The following is a 22,717-nucleotide window of genomic DNA, read 5'->3' on the forward strand; positions in this document are numbered from 1 at the left end:
TGTCTAGGCGATTTTTTTGGATCGGACAAAGACGCCCTTCTTATCTGATATGCTCCCTACCTGCCATGATTTTATTTTGTGCTTTTTGCATATTGTGATGACTTTCTCTGATTGATTTTTTGGGACAATCACGCAAAATCCAACACCCATATTGAACGTCTTGTACATTTCTTCCTCTTTTACACCGATTTCTTCTATTAACTGCATGATCTTGGGCGGCTCTGGCATAGAATCGAGCACAAATCCAGTCTTTTTTAGTCTCAAAAGCTTGGTGAACGCGCCCCCTGTGATGTTTGCAAGGCCGTGCACTTGGCATCTTGAAATGATTTCAAGTACAGGCTTTACGTATATTTCAGTAGGCTTTAGGAGCGCATCGCCTATCCTGCCTATGCCCCTGACACTGTCTTTTACGGAATATCTTCCAAGCAATGCCTTTCTTGCAAGTGTGTATCCGTTGGAATGTATTCCGCTGCTTGCAATTCCTATTATTGCATCCCCCGTGGTTATATTGTTGCCAAAGATTATCTTGTTTTTGTCAACCAATCCTGCTACCATGCCTGCAAGATCGAATGCAAACTCTTTTTCACCAAACAGGTCTGGCATTATGGCAGTCTCGCCTCCTACTATAGGCACGCCAGCCTTTTTTGCACCTACTGCAAGTCCCTTTGCAATCTGGATGAATACGCGCTCGTTATTTTTGTTTGCAGCAATATAGTCCACAAAAGATAGCGGCGTTGCCCCTATGCAAATAATATCGTTAACATTCATTGCAACGCAGTCTATTCCTACGGTATCGTATTTTTTCATCATGTTTGCTATCATGACCTTGGTGCCTACACCGTCAGTGTGTGTTGCAAGCATCTTGCCTCCGTGAATCTCTACCAGTCCGGCATAGTGACCAAAACCTGATCTTACCTTCTGCAAGCTGTGCGTGCTTGCAATTATTCTGCCAATTGAGCTCTGGCTTTTCTTTATCTTCTGCACATCGACGCCGGAGGACTTGTATGTTAATGCCATGTTATCACGTGTCTGTGTAATAATAAAAGCCTAGTCACATGTACATCCCAGAGTCGACCTTGCGGTGTTCTTTGTATTTTTCAGACAGTTCCTTGAATTCTTTGCCTATGCGCTCCTTTTCCTTTTTGAGCTCGGTAGTGTCGATGTCAAGACCGTATACTTTGTTTATGGAATCTATGAGGGTCGCCGCTGCAAGCGGATCGGGGTTTGTGTTGTTTGCCTTGACAAGGAGCGTTATTGCGCGTATCCTGCGCACAAGACATTCGTTAAGTATGCTTCCAGGTATTCCTGTGATGAATCCCTGAGATATCATGTTTATGCCCTTGTCCTGCATTATCCTGCATAGGTCCTCCTCTGCTGCGCAAAAAGTCCTCTCATCATGCTCATCGCTTGCGACCCCGTCAAGTATGACAAATTCCCTTGTTCCCTTGCTTTCGGCCCAATCAAGAATGGTAGATGCTATATCATACAGCCCATCCATCCTCAAGGTAATCTCACAAATTATTGCACAAATCGTTCCGTCATCATTTAGGTAGAACCTGAACGGATGTCTTAGTCTGCCTTGCATAAAAACGGTGGACGGCGGCAGATATTTTGAACGAAGGTATCCTATCTCTTTCATCTTCAGTCTCTCTATCATGTATCCTACAGAAAGCGGGCCTGCAAGACCCGGACCTACAAAACCTGCAAAGATTATGGGGCTCTTAAAGCTCGTCTTGGCAATCTCATGAACGTGATCGCCAGAATTATTTTTCACTCTATTCTGACTTGCTCTGCAATTAATTACTTTTTTGCATGAATAAGTTGAGCATTGTTCTGCCCTTGTCGGTGATAGAATAACTCACATTTGATCCCACATTTTGTTTTGCGACAAACCCGTAATCGGTACAGAGCCGCAGATAGTTGAGAAAAGATCTCTTCATGCGGATCTTTGAGCTTGCATACAGCTCAGAGAATGTCATTGGCCCGCACCTTACTTGATAGAGAAGCTTTAGCAGCGAGAGAGTGCTAAAGTCACGCGCACGTGCCTTTACTGCATCCAGAACCTGCTCGTCACGCGATATGATAAAATCCTCGAACTTGTCGGCCACTTCTACAGGAAGGTATGTCAGTCTTGCTCTCATGTACTGTATGGTACGGTACATTACCTTATTAAGGTTAGCTTGGAAAATTGTTGATCTTTGGGCAGCTTTTCTACACCATGCATTAGGCCACGGCTGGAATCTCTTGGCGTTTTGCCTCTTTGCGCATTCTTGCTATGACTGCGGCAAGCTGCATGGCGTGAATCTCATCCAATGTCTCGCACATGGTGATGATTTTGTCAAACTGCTAATTAAATTTGCTAGGTTGGCGCAATGCATATCCCATCACATCTTATGGTAGGTGCGCTGACAGGATTTGCAGCCCACGAAAGAACCGTCCTAGGATTGTTTGCTATTGCAGAGATGCTCTGCAAAAGCTTTGGAAGTGTGTGCACTATTCTTACCTGCTTTAGTGGATGTATGATTCTTCCTCCTTCTATTTTCCAGATGCCGCTCCTTGCGGTGCATGAAAAGTCGCCTTTGATCGGATTTACAGCATAAGTGTACCAAAGTCTGCTTACTATGATGCCGCTGTGGGTCTGCCTTACAAGCTCATCTCTTGTCATATTGCCTGCAGTTATGGAAAGATTGTGCGGCGAGGCAATAGGTATTGGCTCTGCTGCCCTGCCAAGCGGTGAGCCGTGCCTTATAGCGTTTCCAGATGTTACTGTGTTTTCTTTGAACGCGTTATACAGGTCAGAATATGTCGATTCCATAACGCCTTCCCTGACATACTGTCTTCTTGCGGTGGGCATGCCCTCATCATCAAAGGACTTACTGCCAAGCCCGTTTGCAACGTGCGGTTCATCTGATAGTGAAAACTCTTGGGTTGCTATGTGCGAGCCTATCTTGCCTGAAAAGCAGCTGCGCTTCTCAGAGTACGTCTTTAGAGAAAAATTAGGAGAAAGAACGAATGTAAGTATTTCACCTACTGCCATGGGCTCAAAGATGACGCTTGTCGTTTCTTGCTCTGCACTTTTTGGGTTGAGCGAGTTTGAGCACATTTGTGATGCTTCTGCACCTATGCTGGCAGCATCAAAGCCATGCAGCATTCTGGAATTTGATTGACCTATTCCGCTTGAGGGCATACTGGTTTTGTCCGAATCCGAGTTTATCACGCCTGATATGTATGTAGATTTTTCCTTCCTTTCAAGACCGTGCGTATTCATTATCTCAAATTCATCACACACGATGTTCAGCGAGCCTGAGATGTTTGCAATGCTGCTGTGTAAAGCAGAATTTATCATCTCTTGAGCAATATCTGCTGCAAATGATGCGTCAGCTGCCCATAACTTTTCATCATTGATGTTCTTGACTGCGTGGCATTTAGAGTCTTCAGGGAGAGATATCCAGAACGGCCTTTGCACAAGATACCTTGAGGATGCAAGTGCATCATCAACCATGCCAGCATGGGGCGATGTGGATTGCGCCGCAGAGATTTTCTTTTCATGGATCAATCGCACGCATGCAACATTGTAGAGTCCTTCCTTTATCTCGGTAATCTCCGAGTCTGTTATTCTTACTGTGATTGCTCTCTTTGAACACATGACAGCTTCGCATTCGTCTACCTTGAGGTGTCTGGAGCGTGCGATGATATCGTCGCAGACTGACAACTATGACGACCTTGGGTTTTTGTATCTGTATTTGTCGATTTTTACCAACTCAAAGTACGAGCCGAATCTATTGGTATCGTCGACTCTGTCTAACTCGTCGCTTTCCGAGTCTGTGTTGTATGTCTTGATTATCTTGTATGTGGTTGTACGTTGTGCAGGAATTCTTCCTGCCTCGCGTATGATGCGCCTTATCTCGCGCGGCCTGAGAAGCTGTCCGTGCTGAGAGCCAGCTGAAGTTGAGATACTCTCATTTATCAGGGTGCCGCCAAAATCGTTTGCCCCCCACATGAGCAATATTTGTGACATCTTGGGGCCCTCCTTGACCCAAGACATCTGTATGTTGTTGATGTGGTTGTTTAGCATTATTCTTGATATCGCATGAGTGAGTAGCACATCATTTGCATCTGCGCCACTTTGAATTCCCTCATGCATCTTGTACCTGTACATTGGTGCCTCGGTGTGGACGAAATTGAGCGGCACAAACTCGGTAAATCCGCCAGTCTCTTTTTGTATTTGGCGAATTTTTGCAATATGCCTTACTCTGTCCTCACGAGTCTCTATGTGGCCGAACATGATGGTAGATGTGGAATTAATTCCCAGTCTGTGAGCCGTCTTTATCACCTCGGTCCAGTCGTCAACTGATATTCTGCCTGGTGAGATCTTGTCTCTGATCTTCTGATCCAAGATCTCAGCGGCGGTACCAGGAAGCGTGTTGACGCCTGCATCCTTTAGTCTTGATAGGTATTCCTTGATTGAAACTTGTGAACGTGTTGCACCGTACAGCACTTCTTCAGGGGAGAATCCGTGTATGTGCATGTCTGGTATTTCTGACTTGATTGCCCTGCAGATTTTTTCATACAATCCAGCGTCCATGTCTGGAGGAAGTCCGGCCTGTATGCAAACCTCGGTGGCACCAAGACTGTATGCTTCTTTTGCCCGTCTTACTATCTCCTCGGTTGGCAAAAAATATCCTTCCTCTTCTCTAAAGTCTCTACTAAACGCGCAAAACCCGCACTGCTTTATGCACACGTTTGTAAAGTTGATGTTTCTATTGACTACGAATGTGACAGTATCGCCGACCCGCCTTCTTCTAAGCTCGTCTGCCACCATCCCGACAAGGTGAAAGTCAAGGCCTTGCGCCTCATAAAGACGCACGGCCTCCTCCTCAGATATCTCCTTCTCATCAAGTGCCCTATCTAGGGTGTGAGCAATAAGCGGATCAGCGTTTTTTAGCAGCAAGTCGATTGTGCTCATTTCCAGTACGATGTCTTTGCAAGACCCTCCGTGTCAGTTGCCTGTGCGATTTTCTCATGTAGTCCCGAATCTGTCATGGAAATAAACTCCGGATATACCGGCAGCCTTGCCTTGAGTTCAAATCCTGCCATCCGGCAATTCTTATCAACGAAAGATATCTCAGGCCATGCAAATTCCGGATTTACATAATCTGATGTCAGTGGTGAGATTCCGCCCCAGTCGTTTATGCCTACTTCAAGAAATCTCTGGTATGATCTTGGCGATAGATTAGGCGGTATCTGTATGTTCATTTCCGGCATGATTACCCGTGTCATTGCAACCATGATCTTAAAGTAATTTTCCTCCGCAGATGGCATCTTTCTCATGACTGTGTCATGTTTTGGCTGAAAGTTCTGCAGTATTATCTCCTGGATGTTCCCATACTGTTCGTGTAGTGCACTTATTGCAAATATCGACTCGATTGACTCTTCCGGTGTCTCTCCTATGCCAAGCAGGATACCGGTGGTCATGGGTATTTTGAGCTCACCTGCGTTCCTCAGTACGCTTATTCTCTCTTTTGGATTTTTGCTCGGGGCAAGATGGTGCGGCATATTCTCCTGCATCAATCTCTGGCTTGCACTCTCAAGCATGAGACCCATGCTGACGTTTGTCTTTTTCAGCTCAGCAAGCTCTGATTTTGATAGGTTTCCGGCATTTGTGTGCGGGAACAGCCCTTCACTGAGCGCTATCTCTGAAGCGTGCACAAGGTATTCTGGCGTGCTTGAGAACCCATTGTCTTTGAGCCATTTTCGTGCCTCAGCATACTTTTGCTCTGGCCTCTCGCCAGTGACAAAAAGCGCTTCAGTGCACTTGTACTTTCTTGCAAGCCTTGCCAGCTCCCTTACCTCATTTTTACTCATCATTGACAGTTTGGAGCTTGCCGGTTCTGCCTTGTACGTGCAGTATCCGCAAGTATCTCTGCATAAATTTACTAGATTGAAGAATGCCTTCTTTGAGAATGTGACTGTTTTCTTTTTGTGTTTATTTCGCATCCAAGCTGCAACATTGTACAGCTCAGAGGGGTTGTCTTTTGCTAAATTGAAAATCTCAAATGCGTGCTCTTTTGTAACCTTTCTTCCCTCTGCAATTCTGTTTAGCGGCTCAGAATCGAGCACAAGGTCGCTCAATGTGAGTAATCAAGAAATGCCGTATTTATCTTTGTGTGGACTCGGTCGAGTTTATGATGCTGTTGGAGTTGGGCCTTTCAGTCAAAGTGATCACCACATCTGTCACTTTGCCGTCTCTTAGAATCTGCAATACCATCTGATCACCTACTGTCTTTTCCCTTTGCAGGTGTATGAGTATGTCATCTATCTTCCTGACTGTTTTGCCATCTACTGCAAGTATGATGTCTCCTCCAAGGTGGTATCTTACACCGTCTATGTCTTTTGACTCTGTAGTGCCGCGCAGACCAGCCTTTTCCGCCGGACTGTCATCTAGAACATTGATGATTAGAAATCCTCTTGCATCCTTGAGGCCCAAAATCTCAGCTAGTTCAGGATCGATATCTCTTCCGGATATTCCAACCCATGGATGGTGGTATCCTCCGTCCCGGATAAGTCCAGGAACTATCTTCTTTACCGTGTTGGATGGTATTGCGAATCCGACGCCGGAAAATTCGCCCGATTCTGACTGGATTGCTGTATTGATTCCGACTACCTGACCCTGCATGTTCAAAAGTGGCCCGCCAGAGTTGCCTGGGTTTATCGCTGCATCCGTCTGTATGATATCTGGTATCTGGAATCCCCGGTCCTGCGTTGGAAGCAGTCTTCCAAGAGCGCTAACTATACCTGATGTCATCGAGCCTGAAAGTCCAAACGGATTTCCTATTGCCGCTATGGGCTGGCCAACTCTGAGCTGTGAGGAGTCTCCAAGCTCAAGTGGGTGTAGTGCATCGGAGCTGGCATTGACTTTAATCACTGCAAGATCGGTAAACGCATCATGCCCGATCACTTTTCCCTTAAATGATCTTCCGTCCAAAAACGTAACTGTAACTTTGTCTGCCTTGTCCACGACATGGGCGTTTGTTATGATGTGGCCTTCCTTATCGTAGACGAATCCAGAGCCTATCCCGATCGGACCGCGTGATGCCTCTGCAGGTCTCTGCACGTTAATACGGACAACTCCTGCCTCGGACTTGTCAAAAATTTGGACTAGAGATAACTCATAATTGGCGTTCTGCGCTATTCCGACGTTTTTTGTAGTCTGTGAGATAACATCAACTGTTGGAATCTGGCTTGGCGGATTTAGCAGAACGCTGTACGCAATAAGCACTATTATTACTCCGAGAAGACTACCTACTATTGCAGTTGATTTGCTCAACAATCTGAAAGCTTCAAGTTTCCGTATAATCTTTACTAACCAATGTTATATGATCTGGCTCACACGCTGATTGAGTTTTGCACATGATCTCTCATGTGATACTGTCTGCCGCGCCATGAGACGGATCTGTTACTTTTTGCGTGAGCAAGGCCGGCAAGAAAGCCTGCAATAATCACAAGACTGCCAAGTGGTCCGCACACTGCGTATTTTGCCGGTATCTTGAGCTCTCTTGCATCATACAGTCCGGCTGCATAAAGAAGGCCAGCTGATACTGCCGAAGAAGCAAACAGGGTTGCAAACGAGCTCGAATATTGGAGCAGCAGCGCAGAGTATACCAAAAACACATACGGCATGAAAAGCAAAAAGAGCACTGCAAAGAACACGCCTATTGCAGCTTTACCATTCTGCAGGTATAGCGGAATCATCAGTCTTTTTAGGGCATGCCATAATGTGGGCCAGTCACGCGCCCAAACTGCATCAACTAGGTGGTCGCCTCGCACCATACGCAACTTGAATCCTGATTCTTTTACCTTCTTCCCAAGTGCCCCGTCCTCGATAATCTCGGATTTTACTCCCTCATGCATTCCGACTTTTTCATATATTGATTTTCTTATGATAAAAAAACTGCCAAAAAAGTAGCCTGTCTTCTTTGTCGGATCGTTTACGCGCAAAGCTGAAAAACGCGTGTGCAGAAATGTGGAAAGTACTGGAAGCGTGATCTTTGTCCACCTATCCAGGCAGTTCATCTTTGGAATGACAGTCAGTGCGTCAAGCTCAGCTGAGAGAAGGTGTGATACTGCAAGCGATATGACATTCCGTGAGTGCGTGGTATCCGAATCAGTAAAAAGCAAAAGCTCGCCTTGCGTCTTTTTGTATCCTTCCATACATGCCCAGTTCTTTCCCATCCATCCGTCTGGTTTGGGCCTTGCGCTCACGTGAACTATTCTTGGATTCTTTTTTGCATACTCTGAAATTATCTTGCCGGTGTCATCCTCAGAAGAGTCATCTATTGCGATTATCTCATAATTCTCATAATCCTGCTCCAGCAGCGAATCAAGACATTTTTCGATAAATCCCTCCTCGTTTCTTGCAGGAAGTATGACTGATACCATTGGCATCCTGTGTATTGTATTTGAGAACTTGTCCAGCGACGGTGTCTTGTTGAACGAGTTTGCCATGGATTTTAGCAGAAACGCCCAAGCAAGTATGATTCCAATTACGATTGCAACAAAGACATAGTTGACAATGTCGACAAAGTCCATCTTATTTCTCGATTTCTTTTTTTATGCTCTCAAGTGCCTGCTCTGTGCCACTTTTGATGTGCTTTTTGACCATGCCTGTGAACATACCCATCATGCCTGAGAGCTTGATGTCCCAGACTGCCTTCAGCTCCGTTTCGTTACCGTGTGGGATGAGGATTACTGTCTTTGTACCCTTGATTATTCCCTCCGTGAATTCTGCAAATATTTTCTCGTTTGGAGTAAGTGTGACTTTTTGCATGCACTTTGAATCCTTGAATGCGATGGTTACCTCGCGCACGATAGTGTTGCCGTCCTTTGATATATTCCTGACCGACTTGGTGCCCTTCCAGAATTTTGGTTCACCGTCAAGGTCGGAGACAATCTGCCATACTTTCTCTACCGGTGCACTTATGTTCACTGAAGCCTCAATTTCCGTCATGCTGTGTGTTTTTTGATCTAAAATATTAGTCTTGACTGCATCTGGCGCTAGTCTTGCGAAGTTGGATTGAACGAAAAGTTTGCCTGATCCTGTGTTCCTACATAGTTTGCCGTTACTGCATACGTTCCGGCCTGCTCCCATCCATCACCACCTGCAATTACAAGTGTGGAGTACTCTCCGTTCTCGTCCACGTTTACAGTCTCAGTCCATACTGGCTGGTTCTGTGTGTTGAAAATTCCAAGGCTCACAACGCTGGTTGGGACACTCACTCTTCCAGATATAGAGATTATATCGCCTCGATAGTATGATTTTTGATCAAGCTCTAGATTTTTTGGCTCATCAATACCGTCAAGTGATATTCCGCCCTGATTTAGTGAAACCAGTCCTATTATGACAACTGCCACCGCAACTGATGCAACACTAATGGCAATATTGCGCATCTTTTTTGCACCAATCTTTGGAATTGGTTTTTCCATCTTTGCTTTCTGTTGTTTTATTTCAAACCTGTCTTGCTGTTTTGGCGGGGTTGGAGGTGGTGGTACAATTCTTTCTTCTTTGGCTTTTGGTTTTTCTTGCTGCGGTTCTGCTGCTGGTCTCATGTAACGTGCAATTAGGCCCTCAACGTACCTTCTGTCTTCAAGAGTGACAAGCTTTTTTGTCTGGTATTCGCTTTTTATTCGATTGAGTCGCTCTTGATCACCATGACCGAGCCTGATTAGCTCGTCCACGTCATCCGTGAAGAACTGTCCCATGATTTTGATTCTTGGGCATTTTTAATAAATGGATTGTGCATATATTGTCGATCTGGTATTAAACATCCTTCACAAACTGCCGTTTCTGGGAAATGATTTTAACGAGCCAAAAATCTTCGATAGCATGAGCATCACATACGATGACTTTGCAAAGCTGGATATTCGTGTTGCAAAGATAATCTCCACAGAAAGGATTCCAGGCAAGACAAAGATAATCAAAGGAGTAATAGATCTTGGTGATCAAAGTCGCTCGCTGATAATAGGGGGCGCCCAGTATTTTACCCCAGAAGAGCTTGTGGGTAAGACGGTTATTGCAATAACCAATCTGGAACCTAAAACCGTTGGCGGTGTCGAATCAAACGCAATGCTTCTTGCAGCTGACCTTAACGATAAACCGTACTGGCTTACAGTTGACTCTGATGTACCGACTGGAACCAAAATAAAATAGCGCATATCTGATGCATTACAACTGCGTATAGAGTCTGCATGTTACCGGCAACACACAGGACTGAAGCTCAGCTCAGTCTTGATCTTTTGTAGATGTCGTGATCAAATGATTTGTCTAGCCTATGCCAGGGCCGTCTTTTTTTGTCTCTACGGGCTTTTCCAGTATTTTTTCTTTGAGCTCGGTCGTTCCTATTGAGATGTTTATCATCTTCTCTATTTTCTCTATGATGTTTTTTGCGGCGCGGTGTTGCGGGTTTTCCGCATCATAAATCTCACCGAACAGTCCTATACCTGGTATTTTTTTCAGCTTGGCAATGCCTAACACAAGGCCATTGAACCATGTGATGCTTTTGACATCACCGCCAAGCTGCTTTATGCCATAGGACTTCATCTCATCGAGAGTATCTTGGTCAGTGGCAACACAGTAGACGGAATCGCCATCTGTTTTCTGCATCGGCATGTAGCCTCCCGTGGAAATTATTCTTTTGATATTGCCCCATTTTTGCACAGTATCAATCACAAAGTTTACCAGCTCAAATACCATCGCAGGTTCCTGTGGTTGGTTCTCGCCTGTAAATATGACAAGTGAGCTCTTCTCATCAACTAATAACTTGTACTCGTCAAACGGCATCTCTATTATTCCGTCTTTGAGCTCTACCCAGGGCTTGTCTGTGAGAACAACTTTGGCTGCAATCTTGGCGCCTATTTTTTGTGCAATGTGTTCAGTTACAAGTCCGCCGACGCGCCCCATGTCTGGCAGTGAGGAAATCAACGTGATGTCCTTTAACCTGAATTCTCCAAAATTCTCTATCTTCACTGAAGATAGTGATCCATACGAGTATGTCTACTTTGCTTATGAATTGTAAGGTTCTGTGTGATCTACGTGGCTGACACTTTCAACCCTCCGTGACCATCTTGCTTCCATCGACTCGGAGGATTAGCGGTTCCTGATAAACCGCGTTCCTCTTCACCGCTTCACTTGGAAGCCATCTGCCTTTGGCTGTTTTACAGATTTTAGTGCCAGCAACCTCACAGAATACCAAATGCATCTTCAAATATTTTTGATCCAATGAATGTTGAGCTAGATTTTACTCCTAATTGACTTGCCAGAGTGAAACATGTCACTTTCCGCTCAGAAAGACTATCTCCTTAGATTACACATAACCAATTATAACAAAAAAGAAGAGGTCCTAGTCGTAAATCATCAAGTTTTTCTCTTCAAGAAGCGAGTGCAGGTTATTCACAGAACGGTATACGTCCGGCTCTTTCTTTGCACCCGTACAGACAAGCTTTCCTGAGGAGAAAAGCAGAATTACGGTCTTTGGATCTAGCATTCGGTGAATCAGGCCAGGGAACTGTTCTGGCTCGTACATGCTTCTTGGTAGCGTTCTTGCAGCCTGTTCCAAGTGAATCTTGCCGCCAAGGTTGATTGACGCAACTATGTTCTGTATGTCTACTACGGCATCTTTTTTGATCTTGATTCCACCCTTTCGAAGCTTCTGCACTACGGATTTGACTGCACTTCTTGCCATCTCTTCTGATTTGGCCCCCGTGCAGACCATCTTACCTGATGTGAAAATCAGTGTTGCCGTCTTGGGACTTTTGAGCCTGAATACTAGTCCTGGAAACTGGTCAGGATGGTATTCTACATCTGGAAAATTGCGAGTAATCTCGTTTAGATCCATTTTCTGGTCCACTGAGGCAGAAGCAACTACGTTTTCAATGCTTACAATCGGTTTTGTTTGTGGCATACGCTACCAGTTCAGGAAGCTAGGCTATATAAAAAGCACTTTCTATTTGTTTACCTAGCGGACAATTAATTTGAAATTCGCGCCGTTTGAGCCTGATCCCATGCACAATCATTTAATGAGGTGCTCTAGGCCAGTTATTCTAGTTGAACTTTACTGATATCAATATAGATCAGTTCCTTGGAATGGAGGACTCTAACCCAATAATGTGGCTCATATGGATAGTTCCGATTGTAATCTTCATCTTTTATGGCCAGAGAATCCAGCTTCATGTGACATCAGGGGAGATAAACAAGAACATTGAAAAGCTACTCAAGTTCAGGGATGAATCAAAAAAAGAGATGCTCGATCACTTGAAGAAAAGCCTCCAAGTTTCAGGTGATGTGGAAAAAAGCGTGGAGCGCTTCATAGAATATTTTACTATAATGCCAGTTGACATCGACCCCAATGGGATCATGCCGAAAATAAAACACCTTATGCGTTCAAGGGAGGACTATACAAGATTACAGGTAAAGATGCTATGCGGCACAGACAACTCACATGAGCTAAGCAAGGTGCAGAACCTACTCGAAGTCGTAACATCGCTACATCTGTTGCACAAAATCGTTCGACACCTATTCCTTACAGCAAAAAAACAGAACAATTTCCCATTGATTCTGCCGCTGCAGATGATGCTGCCATTCATAATGGAGCAGGCAGCGGCACTGCGCGGCGCAGTTTCAGCTCTCAGACAGGGGCAACCTATAGGTGATGGCATAGGGCCTATGGTGGTGGGCAAAATGATGCTGGGACTGGAAAAAAAATCAATCGCATTTGAGACCGTGTATGCTCAAGGCGAGTTTGAGCAAAGAGTCTTGCAACTACTAAAAGCAGAAGGTCCGCTTGCAACTGTGGGAAGACCAGGTGATGCAGTCGAGATAATAGTCGGTGAGAAAAGGCCTGACATCATAATAATGATTGATGCAGCACTAAAGCTAGAGGGCGAGTCATCAGCATCAATAGCTCAGGGATTCGGTGCGGCAATAGGGGGTATCGGAACGGACAGATTTCAAATCGAAGAAGTTGCAACAAAGCACAAAATCCCAATTTACGCCATAGTGATAAAACAGTCAATTAAAGAGGCAATAACGCTGATGACAAAAGAGATAGCGGAGCGAGCAGATGAAGTCGAATCCGAAGTTTACAGAACGATACGTGAGAGTACTACTCCAGGGCAGACAGTACTGGTAGTCGGGGTAGGAAATACATTGGGGGTGCCACAATGATATTCTCAAAAAAAGAAAAGCCGATAGTTGCATTTACTGTGGAAAAGTGCCCGTCCTGTAAAAAAGACTCAAAACGAAAGTTCAAAGAAGGCGATATTTTGTTCGCACAAGCATCAGAGTGTAAAGAGTGCAAAGTAAAGATGATGATTGCAAAAATTTTTGGCGAGACTATTGAGTAGTGATGATTGCACCATTCTCGGTGGGAATAAACGTGTGCTCTGCCTGCGCCACGCATTGACCGTTTGCCTCAACTAGTATTGGATATGCGCGTACAACTTTGTTCTTTATTGCCTCGTCCAGTGCCGCTCTTGCCTCCTTTTCATCCCATTCCTTTGTAATCCAGCGCAGGGCAAATGGAAGCATGTTGTAGTTATTCCATATGTGCTCTACAAGTCTGTTTGCTGCCTCGCTTTTGACCTTCTTTCGCGAAACAAGACCGAAGATGTTCTTTATCTTTCCTTCTCTGACAAAACCGAGGCCATTTGATGTCGTTACGAACGGCTCGCAGGCATAAGCTTCTTTTGCTGAAAGTGAGAATGATCCTATGGACCACATGTTGGGAATTGACTTGCCTGCATGTATTGTATACTGCTCCAGCGAGTGCCCGCTGAGGTTGGCAATTGGCTTGCAGTTGTACTGTTTTACCACTTTTTCTATGGTCTTTCCGATCTCGCTTGACTTTGTGCCTTCCTTTACCATCGACATTGCAGTCTTGAGTGCTTCTTCTGCAGTGCTCACAAGAATCTCGTACTGCGGATCATAAGATATAGTAACTGCGGTGTCTGCAATGAATCCGTTTATCTGCACTCCAAGATCTATTTTGATAAGATCCCTGTCTGTGAGCATCTTTGGGTCGTTGGGTTCTGCAGTGTAATGTGCTGCAAGCTCGTTAAGACTTGCGTTGACTGGAAATGCACACTTGCCGCCTCGCTTTTTGATTTCGGATTCGACTGACTCGCAAATCTCGTACAGTGTTTTTCCTACCCAGTCTGTCTTTCTGGCAAGCTCACGAACTTCGGACGCAATTTTGCCTGCTTTCACATAATCATCAAGCTGCAATGTCTGCACTGATTCTGAATATTATTAAAAGCATGTGGCTTAAATTGGGGAGAAAAAGCTGCAGACTTGACTGGGATCGTGGTCTAGCTTGGTATGATTCGGGTTTTGGGTACCTGAGGTCGTCGGTTCAAATCCGGCCGATCCCACCTTTTCAATACCATTTTAATTGGCAACATAAATTCAAATTCGTTGGCATACCAAAAACGTGAACTCTTGCTTGTCGCAGGAGTGATATTTCTCACAATAGGATTTCTTGGTGTCGGACTGCCTCTAATCTACTCTGTGATAATATCTGTTGCAATATACGTAGGCATCAAGTTCTACGTGAGCAGAAGCAAGAATGTGATTGCAAAGGATGTCGGAGAGGGACTCTGCATGGACTGTGGCTCGAAAATAACTGGAGGCAGGTGTCCAAAATGCCAACCAAGTCCGTGAACATTCATACGCACCCTTTTTTAATGATAAACAAGCAAGTAATGGCAAATGCACCTCAACTTAACCACTTGCTCAACTTTTACTCAATTTACTTCTAAAATGATAATAAAATTGACAAAAGCCAATAGGTAGAAAAAATGCGTACGCTGCCCCTACTAGGTGTAATAGCCACACTGGCATTCTGTGGAGTTTTTGCCAGCTCTTATGCTCAGATAGCTGATTATGTAGTAATCAATGAAGTGGACACAAATCCGCCCGGCGATGATGCAAAATCGGTAGTGGAATGGGTGGAACTCTACAATCCGACTGACAAAGATGTGGACATAGGCGGATGGCAGATTGCGTCAACTTCAGTTGCAAGAAAGACTCTTACATTGTCTTCTGGAACGACAATAAAGGCTGGTCAACATCTAGTATTTGGTAACACGATTCTTTGGTTTACCGATGTCTCAGAGAGGGTGCAGCTAAAGAACAAGGCAGGTGACGTCATAGATGAAACCCCGACGATTTCTGATCAAAAAAATGATGTCAACTCGTGGCAAAGAAAGTATGATGGGTATGATACCAACTCATCTAATGACTGGACTTTCAGAACATCAAATGCTGGAAGCTCAAACGGAAAGATTGGCGCCGACTCTGCTGATGTGGGCCAGCTCACAGTGACGGTTGCTACCGATAAGAAAGGCTATCTGTTCTCCGAGACTGCCGTCATATCAGGTACCGTCTCAGAGCAGATATACCAGGTAAAGCCATTTTTCTCGCAGCAGCAAATCGAAATAGTGGTTAAAGGGCCTGGCAACTACCAAAAGAAATTCTCAATGTATCCTGATCTAAACTTGAACTACAAGACAAGCCTAAAGCTTGACAAGGTGCAGGGAATAATTGGCGGCACATACACAGTATCGGTATCTTATGGAAGTGCACAGGATACTGCCATTTTTACAGTGGGCGACAAAGTCGCAGAAACTGTAGCGGAGCAAGAATCAGAGCTTGCAGTATATACTGATAATATTGCATACATACCGGGCCAGCGAGTGAGCCTCTTGGCATCGACTAACAAGATAATTCCGCTTGAGGGCCTCAAACTTGTAATTTATGATGCAAAAGGCAAGCAGGTCTTCTCAGGCTCGCTATACCCTAACACAAAAGGCGAGTTTTCCACCACAATGTTCGTTAGCACGGTAAACCCAATCTATGGAAGATATAATGTGGTCGCCGACTATGGCAGACAGCACGCAGAAACAACGTTTGATGTTCTTCAGGATGTAAAGGATCTCTCGCAGATTGTGCTTACTACAGACAAAAAAGTGTACGGGATGGGTGAGCCCATAGTCATCACAGGAAGAAGTAACAAGTATGTGGCCGCACTTGACATAGAGATACTGCAGACTGGAACCGGCTCCGTTGGAAAGACTGTTTCTAACATCTTCAAAGTCAAAGACCAAGTAAAGTTGGCAGGAGATAGCACATTCAGGTACGAGCTGAATGTACCTGCAGGCCAATCAAATCTTGGAGATTTCAAGGTAACAGTATCAAAAGAGTTTGGTAGTGCAACTACGACCTTTAAGATAGTTGAAAATCCAGACCAGTACGTTTATGCCGAAAACAAGAATTTTGTCACAACAGACAAGGCAGAATACAAAATAGATGAAAAGGCTACAATAATGGGCCATGTAATACTAAAGCAGCGAACCACCTTTGCAGCAATCCCTGTCCAAATATCTATTGAGGACTCTATGGGAAAACCAATCTCATTTTATGCCAAAGACCCCAAGCTTAGGATTAGAGATGACAGCCTTGTAGCACAATACAGCTTTACGGCGATCCCAGATCCGGTGGGAAACTACAAAGTAGACATACAACTCTCAAGGGCAGTATTTCCACCAGGTAAGTACTTCATAAAGGCAAACTATGACGGCACTGTAACTACTACCGACTTTGCCATCAGAGAGGAGCTTGATGTGACAAACAAGGATCTGGTCGTAAAGCTGGACAAGACAGTGTATGGCCTTGGAGAGACCGTCAAGATGGAGGGCACGCTTGTAGCAGGCCAATCAGGCGTCAAGATCACACTTACAAGGCCTGACGGAAAGACAGAAGAGAGCGGGGCACACATAGACAAATCACGATTTTCATGGAGCTGGAAGACTCCGATAAAAGAATTCGCACAGGCAGATATTAGAGATCCAAAAGAAGTGCGTCCTACAGTATTTGGAAATTACAAGATAACCGTAAAGTCTGCATCTCAGACAGTTGACGTATTCTTCAAGGTCTCGCAAAACCCGGAAACTGACACTCTGGTTGTAAAGCCTCTTGAGGTATCAACCGGCAAGCAGACGTATGCTGCAGGGGAGAAGCTACTAGTTACCGGCGCTGCCATAAAGCGAGAGCAGGTAAAGAGCACTCTTGGCGGCATACCTGAAAGAGTGAACGTGCAGATAAGAACATCCGTAAACAAAGTAATCTATGACTCATCACTTCCTCTTGACGCAGGCGGCTACTTTAGAGCAACATACGACCTGCCGTTGACCGTGTTCAAGGATGGCACATACAAGGTTACTGCAATATACCAGAAGACCAGGGCGGAAACTACGTTTAATGTAAAAAACAATCTTCCGCTTGAGAGCAGCGGCAAGACAATCCTGCTTGTCACAACAGACAAGGAAGAGTACACTCCAGGCGAGAGGGTGCAGATAGTTGCAACCACAAACAGGATATCGCCACTGCAAAAGCTCGACCTTGTAGTTATTCCAGAAGAGAGCACTGCGATAAACTGTGGAACTGCCAACTGTGGTCTTGGAGGCAAAAAGACAGACATTGCGCGCTCTTACAACAACGGCATGTACAGCTACGAGTATGTAATTCCAGTGAAAGTCGAATACGGAACATACCTAGTCAAGGTGGACGCAGAGTTTGGCACATTCACAAAAACATTCCAGATTGTGCCAAAGAAGGCTGAAGTGCCTGCACCTGTTATAGTCTCGACAATATCAGAAAAATTCAACAGATTACCAGAATCTGAGATTCCGATATTCCTTGCATCAAAGACACTTGATGGAAAAAGCATGACGCCAATATCACTCCAAGGCTCTGTCATCACGTCGCGAGGACAGGAGCAAAACGTCAATCTTAGGATAATTGCCCCGGACGGACAGTGCGTTATAGGTCAGGAGGCCATGTGCCTTGTAAGCGGGCCGACCACTGGAACATCGGTAATGATCGGAAAGGAGATGTACAACGTAGAATATTCAGGACACGACAAGCCTGTTGAAAAATTCTTCATATCATCTACTGCTGTCCCGGACTCTGTCTGGATTGTCCAAATAGTAAAGGGCGAGCAGCAGTCAAGATTTTACTACGAGATCCTATACAACGCAATCCAGTAGAAAGATATTTCCGAGCGTATTCTGGAGCTTGATGAATGTTCAGGTTTTCATGTTCAGACAAGATGATCCAAAGAAATGCACGGCTGCCAAACTTGTCAAGTTCGGGCTTGCAAGACCTGTGACAAGGACGCACGGCAACACAATAGTTCTTGACCCGTTTGCAAAAACAACGCTGTTGCGGCGCGATGCTCATATATGCTCATCGGTTACAGCAATAGACTGCTCGTGGAATCTTGCACAGAACACGTTTGCAAAAAGATTTTCCGGAATTCCACGCAAACTTCCGCCGCTTCTAGCAGGAAATCCGGTCAACTATGCCAAGCTGGGAAAGCTCACAACGGTGGAGGCAATAGCCGGAGCGCTTTTCATTCTAGGATATGTCAGTCTTTGCAAGGAACTGCTAAACAAGTTCAACTGGGGCCACACATTTCTTGAGCTAAACGAGGATCTGCTAAATGATTATTCTTTGCTGCAATCTGAGGAGCAGATAGCACCGCTTTTGAGCCAGTACGGATTCGCTAATTTTGACTGATTTGGTAAGTTAAGATCCCAAGTAAAGATTTATTCAAATTCGCTTCTGGAGCGGTAGATACCAATGGCAGCTGAAAACTCTACCGGACTTGCAAGGACGCTGGGACTGCTAGATGTTGTGATGGTCGGTGTTGCGGCAATGATCGGCGGCGCAATATTTGTGCTGGTCGGACCAGGAATGGCAGAGGCCGGACCTGCACTCATGATAGCATTCCTTCTAAACGGCGTGATAACGATGTTTACCGCACTTACATATGCAGAGCTAAGCTCGGCTCTGCCTGATACGGGAGGAGGATATAGGTGGGTAAGGGAGGGACTTCCAAGACCCAATGCATTTCTGAGTGGTTGGATGTCGTGGTTTGCGCACACGATCGCAGGGAGCCTGTATGCGGTAGCGTTTGCCTCGTTCTTTGTCCATCTTATCTCGCAGATGGGATTGGTCGAGTCATCTGCACTGCTTGAGAAGGGCTTTGCCGCGCTTGCAATCATGGCATTCACAATCATAAATGTGAAAGGGACATCACCTACAAGCAAAGTAGGTAATGCAATTACAATAACACAAATCTCGATAATCGGCCTGTTAATTGCCGCTGCTGTATTTGCTATGGCCTTTACAAACAACTCGTGGCCGCAGAACTTTGAGGATTTTTTCCCACATGGAGTGTCTGGCTTGGTAATTGCCATGGGGCTGACATTCATAGCATTTGAAGGATATGAGGTGATAGCTCAGACTGGTAACGAGCTGAGAAACCCAAAAAAGAACATTCCGCGTGCAATACTCATCTCGCTCTGCGCTGTTGTTGCAATCTATATTCTCTTTACATTCGTGTTCATTGCTGGGCTTTCATCATCTGAACTTGGGGAGCCGTCATGGTCCTATATTGGAGGCTTTGGCGAGCTTGGGATAATCGAGGCCTCGCGTCATCTTCTTCCATTCGGAGCACTCATAGTACTTGTAGGTGCATTTGTCTCAACACTTGCAGCATTGAATGCGACTACGTACTCATCAAGCCGCGTCTCGTATGCAATGGGCTCGCAGTACAATCTGCCTCAACCCTTCGGCAAAATCCACCCCAAGTACAAGACACCGGTAGTCTCAACAATCGCATCGGGGGCAATAATGCTGGTGCTAGCACTTGCACTTGATCTTACAGAAATTGCGTTTGCAGCAAGCGTGATGTTCCTATTCCTGTTTGCACAGGTAAACTATGCTGCAATAAGCATAAGACGTCTGTACGAGAAAAAGCTGGAATACACATTCAAGACGCCATTTTTTCCGCTCATTCCTACACTGGGAATTCTTTCGGCGGTGGGACTGTCTGTATATCTTCTCTTTATGCATCCACAATCGTGGGCAATTGCAATAGTGTGGACTGTGGCAGGTTTTATCATTTACAAGACATACACATCAAAAAAAGAAATCGAACACTATGCCCCGCTGATTTACAATCAGGGTCCGGAAGAAAGAAGGGAATACCGCATACTGATTATCTACCACCCAAAATACATCATGCATTACTTTAAAATCGCAAATGCCATAGCAAGCGAAAAGGAGGGTGAGATCTCAGTCCTCTCTGTTGTCCACATTCCAGTCCACCTGCCACTTTCCCTCTCATCAAAGGTAGGAGAATCTGCAATTGCAGTATTTGACAAGCTCAAAAAATCAATACCAAATCCGATCAGACACAGATATCTTGTGAGGATGTCACACGACGTAACGGATGCGATTCTGGCTACCGTGGAAGAACAGGGAATAAACTTGGTAATAATGGATTTTTCCGACTTGCGAAGCAACCGTAAGCTCCTCTCGCTTTCAACTTGTGATTTTGTGGGCATGAAGATAGGCAAAAACATAGACGTAGATTTTCAGAACATCGTTGTATCATATGATAAGGGGAGGCATTCCAATTTGGGACTGAGGATTGCAAACTCTATCTCAAAATCATTTGGAAGCAAGATCCGAGTTGTGCGCGGCGTGGTCGAATCACCTGAGGATGAGCTTGAGGTAATGAATGCCATAAACGAAATGATGTTTGATTTGGAAATGAAGAATGTCCAGTTTGAGAAAGTATATCCAAAGACCAAGAATGTGGCGCCTAGCCTGCTTGAAGTATTTGACAAGGTCGAATCTGAGATAATAATACTCGGTGCAGGAAACCAAGCCGATTCAGCTTTCTCGCCAAAGACGCTTGAGGTGCTAAGCAGGACGAAAAAATCGGTCATGGTAATACGTGATCATAGGTTCTCCGAATTTCATGCAAGGACGATCTGGAAGATAATATCGTCAAGGCTGAGGGAGAACAGATATCTTTACAGAATTTATGTTGATGTGGTTCATCTTGGATATTCGCTTAAGGCACGGCGCGCAAGAGGCAGATACGATGAGGACTATTTTGACTCTAAGATAAAACAGTGATATACGACTGATGCGTACTGCATATGCGAGCTGGCGGATGAGCGCTGCGAAAGCAGAGGAAACTCCTCCCTCAATGCAGGAGCACGTTGTGGAGACACAAACTCAGAGATGATTGGCAACAGAACAGAAAAAATCCGAACTGGAGTACGATGATGGAACACCTGAGGTTTCCGGCAGGACGGAATGCAATGTCTGACCCGTGCAGAGCAAAGCCAAACAGAACGTATGACCTGCACAAAGTTCAGGTAGGCTGCAAAGCGAAATGCTCATCTAAAACAGAAGGAGGGTTACGGCCAGCACGCAGTTTTTCTAAGATCCTATTCTGACGTTTATCTTGGACGTCTCAGTGGTTCTTGATGGACCTGTTGAATCCTTGAACTTTAGCTCAGCCGTTGATCCCATCTTTAATGTCTTGCCGTCAATCTGTTTTGGCATTTTGAGGGTGGCCACAAACAGGTTGGTGTTATCGCCAGTCTCCCTCAGAGATGTCGGCCTCGGATCGAAAGCCTTGTTTGCAAGCGTGGTCTTGACACCGTTGCTTCCCTTGAACTCTATTAGGCTCAGGGAAATGTTATCGGCGTTTCTTGAGTCAAGATTGTAGTTGGGGCTGTAGATTTTTACCTGGAAGGATTGGCCTGGCCTTATTTTGGTGGAAGATATGCTGAACTTGCTTTCTGTCTTTGCAACGGATGTGGAGCGTGATGCTGTATTGGGGTAGCCAGACGAGTCCGATTCGTCATTGTATTTTATTATTAATGTGTCACCTTGCTGCACTGTCCTGCCGTTGATTGTTTCAGGTATGCTCACTCTGCCGACGAACACGCCAGAATTGACTCCTGTTTCCACTATCTTTGATGGTCCTGGTATGGGGGTGCCAGCAAGGGTGATTGTGAGAAGACCTGCAGTTGATATCTCATCAATTCCTCGATGACTAGTATTCAGATCATCATCATGCACGTAAAACGACACGGTGCCACCTGGAATTACGCTTCCAGACATTATTACTGCCAAAAACACTCCGATTAATGGTATCATCTTCTCTCCAGTATGTTTTGCAGCTTTATTGCAAGTTCTTGTTTTTCAATGTTACTCATGATAAATTCAACATCTGACTTGTCATCTACATCCCACATTATCCTGTTGATAAGAGCAAACGATGTTCTGACATTGCGCGACTTGCCGGTGGTAAGGTGTATTTTGTAGCTGTCCTCATCGTAATGGGTCTCTACCACATTTAGTGGTGTTCTTAGGAGAGCATTGGTTCCATCAAATTTTCTTGACGGAACCACAATCATCGAGTTGTCCCACTTTTGAAAGGAGAGTAGTGTTTGAATGTCGTGAGGGCGTACAAGCGGTATGTCTTGCGGAAAAACCACCGACGAGTCAAACCCAATCTCAAGAAGAAATTTTTCTGCAAGAGCGACAGCCTCGTTCACACCATTCTCGGATTGATCAAAAATCTCTTTGACGCCATACTTTCTTGCAAGCTTGAATGCGTCCTCGTCTCTTGATACGACGATGATCTTTTGTATCGACGGTGTCTGTGAGATTGCCGAGAGGACCTCGTCTAACATTAGCTTGCAAAGTTCCGCAGTTTTTTCCTGCGGAAGGCCAAGTCTACTCTTTGCCCTTGAAAATGTTTTTACGGGAATAATTGCAGCTATTTGCAAT

22 protein-coding genes, 1 tRNA gene and 1 other RNA gene are annotated in these 22,717 nt (G+C 45.1%); 9 read left to right on the top strand and 15 right to left on the bottom strand.

Annotated elements, in window-relative coordinates:
- Window positions 1-3 precede the first annotated feature (3 nt).
- From purM to NITUZ_RS09625, 10 genes are all read right to left on the bottom strand, one after another.
- Window positions 4-1,017 carry a phosphoribosylformylglycinamidine cyclo-ligase gene (purM, locus tag NITUZ_RS02710; protein WP_048195061.1) on the bottom strand — a complete coding sequence of 338 codons (1,014 nt, stop codon included), beginning with the start codon at window positions 1,015-1,017 and terminating at the stop codon, window positions 4-6.
- 34 nt (window positions 1,018-1,051) lie between these two features.
- A complete protein-coding gene (locus NITUZ_RS02715; protein WP_048195063.1) occupies window positions 1,052-1,774 on the bottom strand; it encodes a proteasome assembly chaperone family protein in 723 nt (240 codons plus the stop codon).
- Window positions 1,775-1,796: 22 nt separating this feature from the next.
- Entirely contained in the window at window positions 1,797-2,141 is a 345-nt protein-coding gene (locus NITUZ_RS02720; protein ID WP_048195952.1) for a helix-turn-helix domain-containing protein, read from the bottom strand.
- A 218-nt stretch (window positions 2,142-2,359) separates the two neighbouring features.
- Window positions 2,360-3,712, bottom strand: coding sequence for a TldD/PmbA family protein (locus NITUZ_RS02725; protein ID WP_048195065.1), 1,353 nt, complete (start codon window positions 3,710-3,712; stop codon window positions 2,360-2,362).
- The gene (cofH, locus tag NITUZ_RS02730; protein ID WP_048195067.1) at window positions 3,713-4,966 is read right to left on the bottom strand and encodes a 5-amino-6-(D-ribitylamino)uracil--L-tyrosine 4-hydroxyphenyl transferase CofH; all 1,254 of its coding nucleotides are present in this window, start codon (window positions 4,964-4,966) and stop codon (window positions 3,713-3,715) included.
- Window positions 4,963-6,132: a 7,8-didemethyl-8-hydroxy-5-deazariboflavin synthase subunit CofG gene (gene cofG, locus NITUZ_RS02735; RefSeq protein ID WP_048195069.1), complete on the bottom strand. Its 1,170-nt coding sequence runs from the start codon at window positions 6,130-6,132 to the stop codon at window positions 4,963-4,965. The genes cofH and cofG overlap by 4 nt, the downstream gene beginning before the upstream one ends.
- A gap of 25 nt (window positions 6,133-6,157) precedes the next feature.
- On the bottom strand, window positions 6,158-7,327 hold the full coding sequence (locus NITUZ_RS02740) for a S1C family serine protease (protein ID WP_048195071.1): 1,170 nt from the start codon (window positions 7,325-7,327) through the stop codon (window positions 6,158-6,160).
- A gap of 59 nt (window positions 7,328-7,386) precedes the next feature.
- Window positions 7,387-8,589 (bottom strand): glycosyltransferase family 2 protein, encoded by a 1,203-nt coding sequence (locus NITUZ_RS02745; RefSeq protein WP_048195073.1) that lies wholly within the window; start codon window positions 8,587-8,589, stop codon window positions 7,387-7,389.
- Between the two features lies 1 nt (window position 8,590).
- On the bottom strand, window positions 8,591-9,007 hold the full coding sequence (locus tag NITUZ_RS02750; RefSeq protein WP_048195075.1) for a type II toxin-antitoxin system RatA family toxin: 417 nt from the start codon (window positions 9,005-9,007) through the stop codon (window positions 8,591-8,593).
- A 47-nt stretch (window positions 9,008-9,054) separates the two neighbouring features.
- Window positions 9,055-9,759, bottom strand: coding sequence for a hypothetical protein (locus NITUZ_RS09625; protein WP_052370041.1), 705 nt, complete (start codon window positions 9,757-9,759; stop codon window positions 9,055-9,057).
- A 124-nt stretch (window positions 9,760-9,883) separates the two neighbouring features.
- Between NITUZ_RS09625 and NITUZ_RS02760 the strand changes: the two genes are divergently transcribed.
- Window positions 9,884-10,207 (top strand): tRNA-binding protein, encoded by a 324-nt coding sequence (locus NITUZ_RS02760; RefSeq protein WP_048195956.1) that lies wholly within the window; start codon window positions 9,884-9,886, stop codon window positions 10,205-10,207.
- A 114-nt stretch (window positions 10,208-10,321) separates the two neighbouring features.
- On the opposite strand, the gene NITUZ_RS02765 is transcribed toward NITUZ_RS02760, so the two are convergent.
- A complete protein-coding gene (locus tag NITUZ_RS02765; protein WP_048195077.1) occupies window positions 10,322-11,023 on the bottom strand; it encodes a PAC2 family protein in 702 nt (233 codons plus the stop codon).
- Window positions 11,024-11,396: 373 nt separating this feature from the next.
- A complete protein-coding gene (locus tag NITUZ_RS02770; RefSeq protein WP_048195079.1) occupies window positions 11,397-11,957 on the bottom strand; it encodes a TATA-box-binding protein in 561 nt (186 codons plus the stop codon).
- 143 nt (window positions 11,958-12,100) lie between these two features.
- Here NITUZ_RS02770 and NITUZ_RS02775 point away from each other — a divergent pair, with 143 nt between their 5' ends.
- Both NITUZ_RS02775 and NITUZ_RS02780 read left to right on the top strand, forming a co-directional pair.
- On the top strand, window positions 12,101-13,219 hold the full coding sequence (locus tag NITUZ_RS02775; RefSeq protein WP_048195081.1) for a DUF1512 domain-containing protein: 1,119 nt from the start codon (window positions 12,101-12,103) through the stop codon (window positions 13,217-13,219).
- Entirely contained in the window at window positions 13,216-13,398 is a 183-nt protein-coding gene (locus NITUZ_RS02780) for a hypothetical protein (RefSeq protein WP_048195083.1), read from the top strand. The genes NITUZ_RS02775 and NITUZ_RS02780 overlap by 4 nt, the downstream gene beginning before the upstream one ends.
- On the opposite strand, the gene map is transcribed toward NITUZ_RS02780, so the two are convergent.
- Window positions 13,388-14,278 carry a type II methionyl aminopeptidase gene (gene map, locus NITUZ_RS02785; protein ID WP_048195958.1) on the bottom strand — a complete coding sequence of 297 codons (891 nt, stop codon included), beginning with the start codon at window positions 14,276-14,278 and terminating at the stop codon, window positions 13,388-13,390. The two genes, NITUZ_RS02780 and map, sit on opposite strands and share 11 nt — an antisense overlap.
- 72 nt (window positions 14,279-14,350) lie before the next feature.
- On the opposite strand from map, the gene NITUZ_RS02790 reads away from it, so the two are divergent.
- From NITUZ_RS02790 to rnpB, 6 genes are all read left to right on the top strand, one after another.
- A tRNA-Pro gene (locus NITUZ_RS02790) sits at window positions 14,351-14,424 on the top strand.
- A 43-nt stretch (window positions 14,425-14,467) separates the two neighbouring features.
- Window positions 14,468-14,713, top strand: coding sequence for a hypothetical protein (locus tag NITUZ_RS02795; protein WP_081844842.1), 246 nt, complete (start codon window positions 14,468-14,470; stop codon window positions 14,711-14,713).
- Window positions 14,714-14,850: 137 nt separating this feature from the next.
- Window positions 14,851-18,099, top strand: a complete 3,249-nt coding sequence (locus NITUZ_RS02800; protein WP_048195086.1) for a lamin tail domain-containing protein — start codon at window positions 14,851-14,853, stop codon at window positions 18,097-18,099.
- A gap of 31 nt (window positions 18,100-18,130) precedes the next feature.
- Window positions 18,131-18,631 carry a DUF367 family protein gene (locus NITUZ_RS02805; protein ID WP_048195092.1) on the top strand — a complete coding sequence of 167 codons (501 nt, stop codon included), beginning with the start codon at window positions 18,131-18,133 and terminating at the stop codon, window positions 18,629-18,631.
- Window positions 18,632-18,694: 63 nt separating this feature from the next.
- Complete coding sequence (locus NITUZ_RS02810) at window positions 18,695-21,046, top strand: amino acid permease (protein ID WP_048195094.1); 2,352 nt, start codon at window positions 18,695-18,697, stop codon at window positions 21,044-21,046.
- Window positions 21,047-21,071: 25 nt separating this feature from the next.
- Window positions 21,072-21,348, top strand: an RNA gene (gene rnpB / locus NITUZ_RS09665) — RNase P RNA component.
- Window positions 21,349-21,355: 7 nt separating this feature from the next.
- Here rnpB and NITUZ_RS02815 read toward each other — a convergent pair.
- Both NITUZ_RS02815 and cofC read right to left on the bottom strand, forming a co-directional pair.
- Window positions 21,356-22,081: a hypothetical protein gene (locus NITUZ_RS02815; RefSeq protein WP_052370042.1), complete on the bottom strand. Its 726-nt coding sequence runs from the start codon at window positions 22,079-22,081 to the stop codon at window positions 21,356-21,358.
- A complete protein-coding gene (gene cofC, locus NITUZ_RS02820) occupies window positions 22,078-22,716 on the bottom strand; it encodes a 2-phospho-L-lactate guanylyltransferase (RefSeq protein WP_048195095.1) in 639 nt (212 codons plus the stop codon). Before cofC ends, NITUZ_RS02815 begins: the two co-directional genes overlap by 4 nt.
- Window position 22,717: the final 1 nt, after the last annotated feature.

Source organism: Candidatus Nitrosotenuis uzonensis (genome assembly GCF_000723185.1).
GTDB lineage: Archaea > Thermoproteota > Nitrososphaeria > Nitrososphaerales > Nitrosopumilaceae > Nitrosotenuis > Nitrosotenuis uzonensis.